Raw genomic sequence first — 15,265 nt, 5'->3', positions numbered from 1 at the left:
GAGGGGCGGGCCAAAAGTAAAAGGATGCGCGTGTGCCGTTTGCACACGCGCCGGTCAGTCAAAATTCAAAAAGCCGCCTGAAAGTCGCCTTGTAGGCATCAGACGCGCCACCCAACACCGGCGCGCCGTGGCCACAGAAAACGTGCCTGAATTCCAGAGCCGACAAGCGCTGAAAATCTTCGGCCTGAGGTTCAGACACCTGCATCCAGACCGGGCCGACATTGGCCGGTGTAAAAAACCCCATGCCTTCCATCATTTCGGCAGAATCCTTACTGAAGAATTCGTCAGGGTTCAGATAGTTCTGCAATGCGTCGCACGCGATCATTACACCGCCGTCCCGGTCGAGCCTAAAAATGCATTCCGGGGTCTTGGTGGTCTTGAAGGTGAAAAGCTGCGCACCTGATACCGGCAGTTCGCCGCCTTCGACCAGTTCACGATCCACCGGAACGCCTTCCTGACCGGCACCAGGCTGGGCCCAGTAGGTCGCGCCAAATGTGTCCCGGTAAAAGGCATCGTCGGCTCCGTGCAAACCACCGACCTGAACGACGTCGGTAATCCGGCCCAACTGCTCCAGCGCCTTCAACCCGTCATCGGAAAGCCTGACCGCATTGAACAATATCAGCCTGACACCTTCGCGAACTATCGTCATGTTCCGGCTGAACTGCCAGTCAATGTCATTGAAATGCATCTCTCGTGTGCCGGTGACGAAAAATATGTCAGGCAAAGGTTCCGAGATGACTCCATGCGGAGACGCTGCCAGATGGCCCATAATACCCCCCTTTAAAAAGCCCTATCCTAGCCTTTTTTCGGCTGGCAGGGAAGTATAGTCGAATTGACCTGCATACTGATACTCATCCGCAAAGGCGTGCAGATAGGTGTTCAGACAGTCTTTCTGGTCCGGCCGCAGCCGGTCGTTCAGGATATCTTCGAGACATTCGGTCCCGTCGCTGGTGTCCAGTCGCTTGAGCAAAAACACCGTGACTTCCCTGCCGCCGAACCAGTCCTTCCCGATAGATTGCGCCGGACGCGCATTCGTCATGTCAAAGACAGATCCCGCCAACACCGTCAGGTGCCGGGCAAGCCCGGTGTGGTCAATGACACGGGGAACAGGTCCCGGGTCAAAGGCGGGCAGGACCGGTGGCTGAAGAACCGGATGCCGGTTCAGCGCCGCAATGTACTCCGGGTCAATGCCGGCCTCGGACGCCCCGCGCGCCAGAATGTTCAGATAGCGGCGTGTTGGCAGGCAGGCGTCGTTGACAAAATCCGGCAAGCCAACATAGGCCAGCGCCTGCTCGGTCCCCTGAACAGTTTCGATGTCGACCACAGTCCGGTCATACCCCACGCCATAGGCTTCCATCTGGTCCAGCGCTGCAAGGTCGGCCTCGTTGCAGCAATGCAGAACGCCCAGAACCCGGTCCTGTGGGTTTCCGGTTTGTTCGATATTTCCAACGCCCCCTTCGTGGCGAAAGAAATGCTCGACATTGAACGTTAAACGCCACCCCCTGAGCGTCGCCGCACGGGACGCCGAAGGTGTGACGCCTTTAGCTCTTAATGAAGTAAAATTCATATTAGAGCCGTATCCAAAATAGTTAATCAAGGTTATGCTCTATCTTAATTTCATCCTGTGTAATAATGCAGGAGCCCGCGTTTGTGTCACAGTTTTTTTAAACAGTTCCTTGTAGTCTTTCAGGAAGGTAGTTTCTGCCTTGCATCTTGAAATCGCCGGATACCAGATCGAACAGCAGATCGAGGCGTTTTACGCAAGTTCGCTTTTTCATGCCCGCAACAGCAAAAGCGGGCAGCCGGCGATTGTCAAAACCTTGTCTGCCGAGTTCCCCGATATTCGGGATGCCAAGCGGCTGGAACGTGAGTATTGGCTGTTAAACGAGCTAGGCAGCCTGGACGGGATTATCCCGGTCACGGATTTGGTTTTCCTTGGCAATGGCGCCCCGGTCATGATCAGCCCCGCGACCGGATGGACATTGTCGCATTACCTGCGCGCCAAACGAACCGCCACATGGCCGCTTGAGCGTGTTGTCGACATCATAGTCCGGCTTACCACTGCGCTGGACGCCATCCATGCGCGCGGTATGGTTCACAAAAACATCGCACCACAGAATATTCTGCTGGATGACACGGACTGGAGCGTCCGGCTGATGAATTTCGAAATCGCGACGGCCCTTTCGCGGGAACATCAGGGGAAAGTCGCTTCGAAACTGATCGAGGGCCATCTGCCTTATATCTCGCCCGAGCACACCGCACGGATTTCGCACGATGTCGACTACCGATCGGATTTCTATTCTCTTGGTATCGTATTCTTTGAACTTTTGTTTGGGCAATTGCCATTCAGGGCCGAAACGCAACTTGAATGGGTCCATGCGCACATCGCCAAGCGGCCACGTGTCCCGGATGATGCCGGGGCATATGTTCCAGCGACGCTGGTCGAGATTGTGCTGCGGCTTTTGGCCAAAAACCCTGAAGACCGCTACCAAAGCTCGTTTGGCCTGTTGCACGATCTTGAGATCTGCCGCCGAAGCCTCTCGCGCACAGGTGAAATTGCGCCCTTCGATATCGCGCAGCGAGACACGTCCGAAACGTTTCGTGTTCCACAAGTGCTGATCGGACGCGATGCCGAGCTGGAACAATTGACCCAATTGCTTGCCAAGGTAGAGGCCGGCGCATCCGAGCTATGCCTGATCTCCGGCAGTTCAGGGGTTGGGAAAACCGCGCTGGTCGCGGAACTGAACCGGCCAATTCTTGAGGCGCGCGGCTTTTTTCTGCGCGGCAAGTTTGACCAGTTTGAAAGGGTCAGACCTTATAGCGGCATTGCCGCTGCATTTTCCGGGCTGGTTCAGGAACTGCTGGCGGAACCGCCAGAGTCCCTGGCGACGTGGAAATCAAACATAGTCGGCGCATTGGGACGAAACGCACAAGTGTTGCTGGATGTCCTGCCGGATCTGGGGCTGATCATCGGACCGCAACCGCCGGTCCCGACCCTTCCTCCGACCGAGGCGCAGAACCGGCTGCAACTGACATTTCTAAGCTTCGTAAGGCTGCTGGCGGATGAAAACCACCCGCTGGTACTGTATCTTGACGACCTGCAATGGAGCGATGCACCGACACTTAACCTTTTGCAGAAAATGGCAACGGCCCGGGACATAGGTCATCTGCTTATTCTGGGCGCTTATCGCGAGAATGAAGTGGACAGCGGCCACCTGCTGAGCCTGATGCGCAAGGAGGTTGCCAAGACACGGGCGGTACATGATCTGACCTTGCCGCCGCTGGATCAGGCGGTCGTGAACCAGATAGTTGCCCGGACATTCCGAACGGATGAGGCGGACACGCAAGAGCTTGGCGCTGTTCTTTTTCAACGAACCGAAGGCAATCCCCTGTTTGTAAAAGAACTGCTTCAATCCCTGTTCGACGATGGGATGATTAACTTTGACCGCACACATGGTCGCTGGACATGGGATCTGGCTGCGATCAGGAAGGCCGAAATTGGCGATAACATTGTCGAGTTCCTGATTGGAAACCTGAACAAGCTTCCGGATGACACCAAGGAAACGTTGCGCATGGCCGCCTGTATCGGACACGAGTTCGACATGGCCAAGCTGTCTCTGATTCATCAGCGCTCTAAAGAGCAGCTGGGCCTGTCCCTGATGAGCGCCCTGGCCCGCAACATCATCCTGCCCTTGGACGACAGCTACCAGCTTTTCGATCAGGCCGCAGCTCTGACGGACGCCAGGGCAGATGCGGCAGTCAACCCGCGCTACCGGTTCCAGCATGATCGTCTGCATCAGGCCGCTTACGAGTTGATTGATGATGCCGAAAAACAGCCCGTTCATCTGTCGATCGGACGACTTTTGCAGAGCGAAGACACGGATGAGCCGCAAAACGAACGCCTGATCAAGATCGTTCGCCATCTGAACGTGGCGCGCGAACTGATCACCGGGAAAGATGACAAGCGCGAACTGGCAGAACTGAACCTGGCGGCTGCTCGCATTGCGCACAATGCGTCCTCTTATCAGGTGGCTTTGAACTATTTGCGTGTTGCCCGGTCCCTCCTTCCTTCGAACCCGTGGCAAGAGGCCTATGGGCTGACCAGATCGCTGTCATCGCTTTATGCACAAACTGCCTATCTGAACGGCTTGCATGACGAGGCCGATGCCGAGTTGTCGCGCGCGCTGGAAAGCCTTCGGACCTCGCTGGACAAGGCGCGTGTGTTGTCGATGAGAACAAGGCATTACTCGACCTTAGGCCGGATGAAAGACTCCATCGATTCAGCACTCGAAGGGCTTTCCCTTCTTGGGATCAGGTTCACGGCGGATGTCTCGGATGCAGAGGTTGAAGCAGAAATCGCAGAAATTTCGGTCAACCTGGCAGGCCGGGAGATTGCCGATCTGATCAACGTGGGCCGTATGACGGACGCCAATATGGAAACGGCGGTCGGGCTGTTGATGGAGATCTTTCCTGCGGCCTTTCTGTCAGGTGCCGGAAACCTGTTCCGTCTCTTGATCCTAAAATCCGTCAACCTGTCACTGCGGTTCGGAAACTCGGCCGAAACCGCCTTTGCCTACTCGACGTACGGGATGTTGCTGTGCGGGGGCATGAACCGCCCTGCTGAAGCGATCAAGTTCGGCAAGCTCTCGCTTGCAATGAACGAGGCATATGACGACATCGCCCTGAAATCCCGCATTATTTACGTCTACACGATGTTCATCCACCACTGGGGCCACCACTGGAGCACGATGACAGAATGGTTCACCCGTGGCTTGGAGGCGGGATACCAGTCGGGCGATCTGTTGTATCTGGCCTATAACGCTCAGGATTGCATCATCTGGGACCCGCGTCTGGATCTTGAAACCGCAATTGCCGAACAGTCGCGATACATGGTGATCGTCAAAGACTGCAACTATGCGGACAGCTACGATTCAGGCAGTCTTTTTCTGCAGATGTTGCAGAATTTCGCAGGCAACACCCGGGATTTGTATTCACTTAGCGATGAGACGTTCGATGAAGTTTCCTGCCTGAATAGAATGACCGAGCGCGGGTTCATGACAGGTGTCGCGAATTATCACATTTATAAGACCGAACTTTACTGCCTGTACCGCGACTTCAAGGGAGCCGTTCCGCACGTGACCGCGCAGGAAAGGTTGATGGACAGTGTCATGTCGCTGCCGCAATCCGTTCGGTTCCGGTTTCTGGCCTTTCTGACCTATTCCGCGACGTACCAGACATCCCCTGCGGACGAGCAACCGCACCTATGGCTGAAGATGGAAGAACACGCCAATCATATGGCCGACTGGGCCCAGCACTGCCCCGAGAATTTCAGCCATCTCGACCTTGCCATGCGCGGAGAGTTTGCGCGCTTGCAGGGCGATATGTTGAATGCGCTGTCGTGTTATACCCGGGCCGTCGCATGTGCCGAAGAGAACGGGTTTACCCGCGACCGGGCCATGATTCACGAACTCGCGTCGTCGGCCTTTGAGAAGATCGGCCAGAGTTTTGCGGCCAATGCGCATCTGGACGCTGCCCGCCGCCTGTATCACCGATGGGGTGCAAGGCGGAAAGTCGATTTGATGGATGCCGAGAACCCCACCCTTCAACTCATCGCACCAACCCGTTCATCGGGGGACAGGGATGCAGAAAACAGCGGATATTCGATCTCGCACAGCGCTCTTGACTTGCAGGCGGTCATGAATGCGGCCCGCGCGATTTCGGGCGAAATCGTGTTGAGCAATCTGCTGTCACGCACAATGCGCATTCTGCTGGAAAGCACGGGCGCGCAGCGTGGCGTTTTCCTGTCAATGAATGACGATCAACTACTGGCCGAAGTTGAATGCCTCGTTGAAGAGGGCGACCTGGAAACACGCAATATTCAGTTTGAACCCGACCCCGATACCCTAGCAATGTCCGTTGTCAATTATGTGGCCCGAACCCAGAAACCTCTGGTTCTCGACGATGCAGCCGGCCATCCGCGGTATGGCATTGATCCTTATGTCGTCAGGAATCAGATCCGCTCGGTCATGTGTGTTCCGGTGATCCGTTCCGACCGCTTTTCCGGGATTGCCTATCTGGAGAACAACCTGGCCGCCGGAGCATTCCCGGAGGAGCGGGTTGCAATTGCCGAATTGCTGACGGCGCAAGCCTCAATATCCATCGAGAACGCCAAGCTTTATGTCGATCTTGAGCAGAAGGTCGAACAGCGCACCGCTGAACTAAGTCAGAAAACAAATGCACTGGAAGCCGTTGCAAACCAGCTGTCCAAGTACCTGTCACCGCAGGTATATCGATCGATTTTCGATCGCAGGAAAGAAGTCAGACTGACGTCGGAGCGCAAGCTTCTGACGATCTTCTTTTCGGATCTGGTCGGGTTCACCGAGCTTGCCGAACAGATGAGTTCCGAAGATCTGAAGACATTGCTGAACCACTACCTGTCAGAAATGTCCGAAGTTGCTTTGTCTTTTGGCGCGACCATCGACAAGTTTGTCGGCGACGGAATTGTCATCTTTTTTGGCGATCCGGAAACCCGCGGGCCTGAAAATGATGCCATTGCATGCGCCAAAATGGCGATTGCCATGCGTGACAGACTTGGAGCGCTGCGCGAGGAGTGGCTGAAAGAAGGCATCCGAAAACCTCTGGAATGCCGCATGGGCATTCACACCGGATACTGCACCGTTGGCAATTTCGGCAGCGAGTCCCGAATGGATTACACCCTGATTGGCCGCGCTGTGAACCAGGCCTCGCGCCTTGAAAACGCTGCGCGCACCGGTAGCATTCTGATTTCGCAGGACACGTATGACCGGATCAAACCCGAAATCGCCTGCGTCGAACATGGAACGGTTGAACTGCGCGGCATCGGGGCGCCCGTCAGAACATACGAAATCACTGGTCTGAAACAGGACGAAAACACCTGAGGTACATGAAAGACATCAATTGTCCCGTTCTTGGACGCCTCGCTAGCTGTGTGTCATGCTGTTCTTCGGTCCGGACGGAGGCGCAATCTTGCACCCGCAGGTTTCGTTCCCAGCCCCGGCGCACCGCGCCATCGCTTCGTCGAACGTGTATTTCGGGTGCGGCGGCGGTCCCGGACAATAGAACAAGTCCATCTGGGCCAGCGCGCACATGACCTGCGCGTCGTGTGGGTCACCGGGATTGGGCGGCCCGAGCCCTTTGGTGTTGCCGAACCAGCGTTGGCAGGCATTCTCCTTTGCCTGCTCCGGCTCGATATCGGGGTTTTTGGTGTATTCAAACAAAAAGGACGCAGCCACCAAATCCTGCGCCTCGTACATCCGAATATCCGGTATCTTTTTCGCGCAGTCCGTGCACTTTCCGGTCACTCCTGCCGCGATCATGTGGTTGGCAACCATATACGGTGTCTCGCGCGGGTCGTCGGGGGAAATCCGTACTTTCCCGACCTGCAAGACCGGCGTTTCCGGCGTGCCGTTTTCGTCTTTCGGCATATCATCCTTGAACGCGACCCTGAACCAGCCGGGAGCCTGCGGATCATAAAGAGGTGATCCGCAGACCAGCAGCGGCAGCGTGTGACGCTCACCTGTTGCGTTGGGCCCATTCAGATAGAGGTTAAGCATCGATCGGATATAGCTGCGCTCGGGCGGGCCATCGAAAAAGCCCGAGGCCATCATGATGGGAAAATAGTCATTGGGGTATTCGCTTTGACCTGCACCGGGCGCGGCGATTGGATTTACATCCACAATGGTTCGGTAAAAACTCACGTCATCCGCGGGAATTCCGCTGGCCCGCAACACGGTATCCCAGCGATGCATGGTCATACACTCCAGAAAAGTACCCTGCTGCAACACCTGCCACGGCGGGTAATGCATCAGCAACAAACCCCGCTGACCCAGGACGTTCAGCCCCAGTGGCGGGAAGAGATGCCATTTGCACAGGCCGTCGTCCTTGTCGCTGTTGACCGGATAACCGGCCATCGGGTTCCAGACCCCAAGGTCCTGCAACAGGTTTTTTCCCGCGACCGCCTTGCCCGCGGCATCCGGCGCGAACAGTTTCTGATGGTGTTCGGCAAAGACAGACAACGCCGCTTCCGGCTGATCAGCCGAGATCGAAACCCGGTATTGCCCGCCTGACTTTGTGACCTGCACGTTGCCCGAGGAAAACCCGTCAGCCTCAAGCGAGTTCCTTGTGTAATGCGCAATCACGCTTTCGCGGTCGGTCAACCCGAGATCGGAATTGGCAAGTTCGGCAGGTGGGAACAGTTCGTTCAACAGCTCCACCGCCCCCAGAGAATAGGAAAACTCAGCCATCGGATCAGCCATCCGAACCGATAGGCGGATAGTCCTTGTCGTAAGGCACCGAGAGCTTAGGGTGATCGGTGCGCGGATCGCTCAGTTCAAACACGGATTCAAAAGTCGGTGCCGCCTGTACCCGATCGCCCAAGCCCCAGCGCGCACGCGGGATGCCGTACCAGTCCAAAACCGTCGACAGCAGAGAGGTGCCTTCATACGGCTGCGGTTGGCCACTGCGAAACACCGTGTTGGATTTCACTCGCGGCGACACCACTATTGTCGGAACACGCGGACCCAAAACATCATACTTGAACCCGTCGTTCACATCCCTCGGCCAGGCCGGTTGTGCCAACGGTGGTGCCTCATGGTCGTACATTCCTCCGCCCTTGCTGAACGTGATCACCAATGCGGTTTTGTCCCATTGCGGGCTGGCCCTCAGCGCCTCGTAGATCTCTTTCAGTTTGCGTTCGCCCGGAACCATGTCGCCGGAAGCACCGGGATGATACGAGGTCGCGCCACTTGGTGCGATCCAGGCGGGTTCGAGGAACGAGAATTTCGGCAGCATCCCCGCCTTCGCATCTGCAATGAATGTGCTAAGCGGCTGCACGTACTGAAACTTGCTTTTGTCCACGCTGGGCAACTGATTGCGCATATACAGGTGATAGGTGAACACTTGGTTCTCCCATTCCACCGAGTAATAAATCTTCCAGTCCTGATGGCCGTTGTTTTGAAGCACTTTCCAGATCGGCTGCCGCAAGGGCCGCTCTGCGTATTGCGTGTATTGCGGCTCACCTTCGCAGTTTACCGTAATGTTGTAGTTCGATCCCGACAGGGCAAAACCCCGGTTGGCAATTGTGCCGCCCGGCATGGGTGAAAACCAATAATCGCTCACCGCGTAATTCTCGGCCAGACCGTTCAGCACCGGTAATTGTGTCGGGCTGAACGAACTCATTGCTTCGGGGCTGAGGTTGTTGGACACAAACCCGCCCATGTCCGGCACTGCACCGCTTTGATAGGCAGGAAAACCGCCGCTGTATTGCTGCTGAATGCTGTCGGCTGTCGAATGAAACGGATCGATCTTGGGCGAGGAGAGTACGAACTGATCGCTCAGCTTGCCATCCTCATACTGGTGCACCGGATACGGGGTGCCTTTGTAAGTGTTCGTATAGGATTTTGAGTTTGCCTTGAACGGCGGTTCCGCGTTCACATAGTTCAGGTGGGGTGCGTCCGCGTCGTATAGCCAGCCCAGAACACTGTCCATTGTCCGACTTTCAAGCATGTAGACGACCACATGTTCGATATTGGTGCGCATGAAATCCATAGTGCCGGGAACAAGGGCTTTGGCGGCATCAATGGGAATCGGCATCTGTACCGGAGTCAGCTGACCGGACACATCAAACCCCTGAGGCAAGGCGCCCTGTTTCAGGGGGCCGACAAACGGGTCGGGAAGGAACGGATCAAACCCCCAAAGCCGGTAACTCCCATCTCCGGGCGCAATGTCCAGAATGTTCTCACCCATGGCGATTAGGTGGTGCGAGGCATCAATGTCCGGGCGCGTGCCTTCAGATATCGTCGGCATCGACAACGGATGCCAGTTTTGCGGATCAAAGTTCCACACGCGGTATTTCGAATGATCCGCGATCCATTCGAGCACATAGTTGCCCATGGGCAGCAATGCGCTACCGCCGGTGATCTCGGCAAAGGCATCCTGCGGCCCCATCGAGGTAGGCAGCGGGTCGGGCGGCGACATCGGGCTGGGTGCGGGATCGAAATTCCACAGCATATATGTCCCGCGTGCAGCTGTCGGCATATAGGCCATGACATATCCCGTCATGGGCACAAGCTGCACGATATCCGTTTCAGAGGCATCCCAGGTATAGTGATCGAAATACTGCCAGAATTTGTGCTGCTTCCATTTCCCCGATTGCAAAGGCTGAACGCTCAGCGGGTCGGGGTTGGTCGGGTCAAATTCGAACAGATCATAAGGAACATGGGGATCTTTTGGGTCCTGAAGCTGCGACAGATCATAGGAGAGCATATACCCACCGATCGGACACAGCTTTGTGCTGGATGGAAAGTTTGATCCGGGCGACAACAGGATCTGTTCGAACAGCTCAGGCAGATCCATGTTCAGCCGCCACAGGCTGTAGGTGTCGCCGCTGTTGGCCTGGTTAATCAGATAGGTTGGTGCTGCATTTGCGATAAAGTCTTTCTCGGCCATGTTTCCGTCCAATCCATGCGGGGTCAAAAACTGAAAAAAGAGAGAAATGGGAAACGATTTGTTCACCAATTTGCAACAAATACGCCAAATCAAAAAGAAAAATCTTCTGACCTCCGAATGAGCCGCGCATGGCTGGGGGTGGATTTTTGGCTTTGAGTTGCGCTGCTATGAGGCGCTGGAAACCGACCCAATAGACTGTCAGCCAGTTTTCCGTCGACAAAAACGATTGCCGTGCGCCACGTCCCAAGAAGACGACCTACGTTCAAGATTGCATTACAGAACAAAGGTCTGCCGTGTGAACGTAATTCTGTCGTCATCGACAGATGGGGTGGTGCCGGGGTTTACCGAAAAACGAACTGAGCATCCGAAAACCAACATGTCCCATACGCGGGCGAGTGATAGAGATTGATAACATCATTAAGCTTCATTTGTGGATGCTCAAACCTGCGAGAGACCGGTTTTGTTCCGCCGAAAGCGAAAAGAATCACCGTGATGTGATTGCAAAAATCCAATCGAAGCAACGGATGACCAATAAGCCTCGCGACAATGGTTTTTTGTGAATCCTGCACTGGTATGGATGTCGATGCTGTGCCAATCTTGTGCCCCGGATAACCTGATCGGCAGCGTTGAAAGTGGAAAAGAAAAACGACCCTGAAAGTGAAGTCGGTCAGACGCTTCAGCGGTTGCGGCATGAACGGGAACTGACGCTGGGCGATCTTGCGGCTCGGGCGCAAGTATCCACTGCGATGATCAGCCGGATCGAAAACGCCAACGTCTCGCCTTCGCTTTCAACACTGCAATCTTTGGCAGATGCTCTGGATGTGCCGCTGATGGCGCTGTTTGCCCGGTCGGATATCGCTGCAGATGTTCATCACGCGCGCGTTGGCGATGGCCTGCCCGCGCGGCGCATCACGCAGGGGCATGCGCATAACTATCTCCTATTGGGCAAGCACTCGGCACCCGGGGGGATTTTTCAGTCTGCGCGAATTCGCATTTCAAAAGAGCAATCCGGCAATTTGCCCAACTATCAGCACGAAGGTCATGTGTTCATCTACATGATCGAAGGGCAGGCCACATACCGTTGCGGAGGAGAGAATTTCCAGATGTCTGCGGGGGATACATTGAGCTTCGATGCCAAGCTTCCGCACGGCTTCAGTGAAATCCTGTCTGATGCTGTCGAGTTCATTACGGTCTCAACCCGCCCGCAATAGGGCGCTGCCAAGCTTCGGCCTGTGAGGCCGAACCTTGCAGCTATCGGCGATTGAGCGCTGCGCGAAAAGTCGAACGCGCCTCTGCGCTGTGAATGTAGGCGTAGTCTCTGGGATAGGAGGTTCCTGCCGTGATCTCCATCGAAACAAACTGAGGGCCTGCCAGAGACAGGATCTGCGGCGCGGCTTTGGCGAACCTGTCAACATTGGTGAATCGCTGAACCCCGGCATAGCCAGCCGCCCAGGCCATTGCAGCAAAGTCGACCTTTTCAGCACCGGGCAACGGATGCGCTCCGTTCACCTCGTAAACCCGATTGGCCGAAAGAAAGTGATAGAGGTTCGACACGCCAGCGCCGGCGATCGTCACCAGCGACCCGAGGTTCATCAGCAGGCTGCCGTCGCCATCAAGAACAATTACGCGCCTGTCCGGATTGGCCAGCGCCAGACCCAGCCCGTGGGACGATGCCTGACCCATCGCGCCAACGGCGACATAGTTCAGGTCTCGCGGGTTCAGGGCCAGCCAGTCAAAGCAGCTTTGATAGACTGCAACTACAATGTCACTGTCATGAATGTGGGGGATCAGCGCCCGCAACGCCTCGTCACGACGCATCGTCATGACGCCTCCGGAGGTCTGCCGATCAGAAAGATATGAGGCTGCGAGGATGCATAGGCCATTGCGATGGCCTGCGGTATGTGGGTTTCGTCGCCGGGTTCTTCGATCAGCGAATGCGATACCTCCATCGCGTCAAGGACAGGGCGGATTATCCGAACACCGTAGGAGGAAGATTGATCCGGGTGCACATGTGGTTCCTTGCCCTGCAAACCAACCATCATCACAACGGGCAATTCATAATCCATCCCGATCGCACGAATTGCATTTAGGGAGTCCATCAACCCTGTCTGCTGCATCATCAGAACGGCCCGGGTTCCATTGTAGGACATGGCGCCGCAAATACTGACACCTTCATCCTCTTTGCAGATCCGCGTCAGTCGAAAATCGGGATCCTTGGAAATGGGCCACAACAGACCGTCGCTGGTGACGATATCCGGAAGGGCGACGATTTCCTGAACCTGTGCGGCCTTGAGCTGCGCAATGATCGCGCGCCCCGACGGGTATGCAACCTTTGGCGCGTCCACCGTAATTCCGGAAGACATACCCATTACACGCCACCGTTCAGGAATTTGGCAATTCCGTCCCGTGCAATTTTCAATTCATGCATATGCCCGACTGTAATGCGCAGATAGTCCGTGTACGCTGGCGATGCGAACCGCCGCACGGCAATGCAGTGCTGCAAAAGCGCGCGTGTCGCAGCTTCTGCTGACTTGTTGCCATCCGGGAAGTGAACAAGAACGAAATTTGCCTGACTGGGGATGACGTCCAGTCCCAACCCCTGCATCTCGGCGGTGATCCAGTTCCTGCCCAAGCGGTTGGCATCGCGAACATACTGAGTGTGGGCTGTGTCCTCCAATGCGGCGATCGCAGCCATTGCCGAAGGCGAAGCAACCGGAAAGGTCAGCCCGATCCTGCGAACGACATCGACGATGTCGTCAGGCCCATACAACCAGCCCACGCGCGCGCCTGCCAGACCGTAGATTTTTGAGAATGTACGGCACATGACCACGTTTTGGGCCTCTTCAACCAGAATATGCGCTGGCTCGTAATCTTCGGCATCGATGTATTCTTCATACGCCGCGTCGATTATCAGCAGTACATTGTCTGGCAAGGCGGCGTGCAGGCGGCGAATTTCAGAGCCGTTCAGATACGTGCCTGCGGGGTTTTCCGGGTTGGCCAGATAGACGATGCGGGTCCGTTCGGTCACGGCTTCGATCATGCGGTCGACAGAGGGTTTGAAACCATCGTCCGCAACCGACACGACGCCTGCATCGTTGGCGTGCGCATAGTTCGGGACCTTCAGGTACCCGTTCGCGCTGCGGATCAATTCAGTACCCGGACCCAGATAAGCGCGGGCAAGCCGTGCCAGCAGGTCGTCCGATCCCTGCCCGGTTGTGATCCGCGTGGCATCGAGGCCGAAATGTTCAGCAATGGCCGGGGCGAGAGTTAGATCGGGGTTTTCCAGATACCGTTCGATTGAACTTGTGGCTGCCTGCGCGGCGGTCCGGGCCAAACGGCTGGGACCAAACGCGCTTTCATTGGAATTTAGCAGGACAGACGGTGGAGGTGATGCATCAATCGCCCCTGCGACCATGTGGGGTTTGATGCGCGAAATTCCTGATTTCGCCAAGGCTACTGTCATTCTTGTCCTCCAGCAGTCACTGGCCGGGTAGGTGGCGCTTACTTTTATCATACAATGTTTACTTTTTAGCAACTCAATTTCAAAAATATTATGAATAAAGTAAGCCTTCATGGATGAAGGCGGCGCGACGCTTGTTTGCCCGGATACCTGCGGCATCGGGTTGGAATTGAAAGGCATGAAACGACAGCCCAAAGGGCAAACGGCTTTTGGGCAAACTTCAGCGAGGGTCGCTTGGAACTGTATTACCCGGCCATCGGAAGCAGTATCGCCAATGAAAGCGGTATACTGACCGCAGCAATCAGGGTCTGCAGCGTGACGATCGCCGCCATCAAAGGCGCATCACCGCCCAGTTGTTTTGACAACGTGTAAGAGGACGCACCCGTCGGAACAACGGAATAAACCACGGCGATCTGCAGCACGTTCTGCGGCAGTCCAACGGCCAGTCCGATTACCAGAACCGCGACAGGGAAAACCACCATCTTGCCCGTGAACGCAAGGATCAGGGGTATTGTGCTGGCAGCCATTGCGCGGACTCTCAGGTTTGCGCCAACGGCCAGCAGAGTAATAGGCAGCGCCCCCGCACCCAGAACATCGGCCACATCGTGAACCACCGGAATCCGGTCTCCGATCAGCTGGTTGGCACCCACTGCCAGCAGGATTGAAATGACATAGGGGTTGCGGGCCAGTTCACGCAGAATGGCCAGCGGCAGACTCGTGGTTCTGTCGCTTTTCAAAGAACCGACCAGCATGATCACCATGACGATATTGGTGATCGGAACAAGGATCGCCGTAGCCAGAATGGCGATGTCAAACCCGGCCGGACCGAAAAGGTTTGCCGCCAGAGCAAGTCCTATGAAGGAATTGTGCCGGGCACTGCCCTGCAAAATGGATGTCCCCTGTGGCGGTGCGAAACCCATCAGGCGCGTACTGACAACCGCAAAGATCAGCGCAGCAACAAACCCGCCAAGGATCGTGGCCGAATAAAGCCCAAGCGCTGATTTGTCCAAAGGCGACATTGAGATCTTGCTGAACAGCAGGCATGGCATCAATACCCAGTAGACAAGTTTGTCGTTCAGATTCCAGAAGTCCGTGCTGGGAATGCCGCCTTTCCGAAGGGCCAGCCCAAGGGCAATAATCAGAAAGATCGGCAGAATGGAGGTCAGCGTTGTCAGCATGGCAATCAGCATTTCGAAAGGCGCTTATTGAGCGGACCTTTTCATGCCGGATATTGCAATTCAACAGGTGGTTTCGCTCTGACTTCAAGTCAGGATCGTTATTCTCGTGAGTTGCGGAAATTGGTCCGCTAGGCGGCCCATT

The 15,265-nt window shown here is 55.8% G+C and carries 10 protein-coding genes; 2 read left to right on the top strand and 8 right to left on the bottom strand.

Features of this window, described 5'->3' with window-relative positions; translation table 11 throughout:
- Positions 1 to 58 precede the first annotated feature (58 nt).
- The gene (locus tag ACR0CG_RS18460; protein WP_480526732.1) at positions 59 to 769 is read right to left on the bottom strand and encodes an MBL fold metallo-hydrolase; all 711 of its coding nucleotides are present in this window, start codon (positions 767 to 769) and stop codon (positions 59 to 61) included.
- A 21-nt stretch (positions 770 to 790) separates the two neighbouring features.
- The gene (locus ACR0CG_RS18455) at positions 791 to 1,597 is read right to left on the bottom strand and encodes a gamma-glutamylcyclotransferase family protein (RefSeq protein WP_480526730.1); all 807 of its coding nucleotides are present in this window, start codon (positions 1,595 to 1,597) and stop codon (positions 791 to 793) included.
- Between the two features lie 109 nt (positions 1,598 to 1,706).
- Between ACR0CG_RS18455 and ACR0CG_RS18450 the strand changes: the two genes are divergently transcribed.
- On the top strand, positions 1,707 to 6,917 hold the full coding sequence (locus ACR0CG_RS18450) for an AAA family ATPase (RefSeq protein ID WP_480526728.1): 5,211 nt from the start codon (positions 1,707 to 1,709) through the stop codon (positions 6,915 to 6,917).
- 42 nt (positions 6,918 to 6,959) lie between these two features.
- Here ACR0CG_RS18450 and ACR0CG_RS18445 read toward each other — a convergent pair whose 3' ends face one another.
- Positions 6,960 to 8,282, bottom strand: coding sequence for a hypothetical protein (locus ACR0CG_RS18445; RefSeq protein WP_170613922.1), 1,323 nt, complete (start codon positions 8,280 to 8,282; stop codon positions 6,960 to 6,962).
- A gap of 4 nt (positions 8,283 to 8,286) precedes the next feature.
- Entirely contained in the window at positions 8,287 to 10,485 is a 2,199-nt protein-coding gene (locus ACR0CG_RS18440) for an alkaline phosphatase family protein (protein WP_480526726.1), read from the bottom strand.
- Positions 10,486 to 11,117: 632 nt separating this feature from the next.
- On the opposite strand from ACR0CG_RS18440, the gene ACR0CG_RS18435 reads away from it, so the two are divergent.
- Positions 11,118 to 11,696, top strand: coding sequence for a helix-turn-helix domain-containing protein (locus ACR0CG_RS18435; RefSeq protein WP_480526724.1), 579 nt, complete (start codon positions 11,118 to 11,120; stop codon positions 11,694 to 11,696).
- Positions 11,697 to 11,736: 40 nt separating this feature from the next.
- On the opposite strand, the gene ACR0CG_RS18430 is transcribed toward ACR0CG_RS18435, so the two are convergent.
- From ACR0CG_RS18430 to ACR0CG_RS18415, 4 genes are all read right to left on the bottom strand, one after another.
- Entirely contained in the window at positions 11,737 to 12,309 is a 573-nt protein-coding gene (locus ACR0CG_RS18430; RefSeq protein ID WP_480526722.1) for a thiamine pyrophosphate-dependent enzyme, read from the bottom strand.
- Positions 12,306 to 12,854, bottom strand: coding sequence for a decarboxylase (locus tag ACR0CG_RS18425; RefSeq protein ID WP_480526721.1), 549 nt, complete (start codon positions 12,852 to 12,854; stop codon positions 12,306 to 12,308). The genes ACR0CG_RS18430 and ACR0CG_RS18425 overlap by 4 nt, the downstream gene beginning before the upstream one ends.
- Positions 12,854 to 13,948, bottom strand: a complete 1,095-nt coding sequence (locus ACR0CG_RS18420; protein WP_480526719.1) for a pyridoxal phosphate-dependent aminotransferase — start codon at positions 13,946 to 13,948, stop codon at positions 12,854 to 12,856. Before ACR0CG_RS18420 ends, ACR0CG_RS18425 begins: the two co-directional genes overlap by 1 nt.
- Positions 13,949 to 14,190: 242 nt before the next feature.
- Entirely contained in the window at positions 14,191 to 15,135 is a 945-nt protein-coding gene (locus tag ACR0CG_RS18415) for an AEC family transporter (RefSeq protein WP_480526717.1), read from the bottom strand.
- Between the last annotated feature and the right edge of the window lie 130 nt (positions 15,136 to 15,265).

This window comes from Ruegeria sp. AB8 (genome assembly GCF_056542605.1).
This window is presented reverse-complemented; position numbering and strand designations above follow the sequence as displayed.

Bases quoted from the DNA above. Each gene is read 5' to 3' on its own strand.
- ACR0CG_RS18460 (WP_480526732.1), bottom strand. From the start codon at position 769: ATGGGCCATCTGGCAGCGTCTCCGCATGGAGTCATCTCGGAACCTTTG.
- ACR0CG_RS18445 (WP_170613922.1), bottom strand. From the start codon at position 8,282: ATGGCTGAGTTTTCCTATTCTCTGGGGGCGGTGGAGCTGTTGAACGAA.
- ACR0CG_RS18440 (WP_480526726.1), bottom strand. From the start codon at position 10,485: ATGGCCGAGAAAGACTTTATCGCAAATGCAGCACCAACCTATCTGATT.
- ACR0CG_RS18430 (WP_480526722.1), bottom strand. From the start codon at position 12,309: ATGACGATGCGTCGTGACGAGGCGTTGCGGGCGCTGATCCCCCACATT.
- ACR0CG_RS18425 (WP_480526721.1), bottom strand. From the start codon at position 12,854: ATGGGTATGTCTTCCGGAATTACGGTGGACGCGCCAAAGGTTGCATAC.
- ACR0CG_RS18420 (WP_480526719.1), bottom strand. From the start codon at position 13,948: ATGACAGTAGCCTTGGCGAAATCAGGAATTTCGCGCATCAAACCCCAC.
- ACR0CG_RS18415 (WP_480526717.1), bottom strand. From the start codon at position 15,135: ATGCTGATTGCCATGCTGACAACGCTGACCTCCATTCTGCCGATCTTT.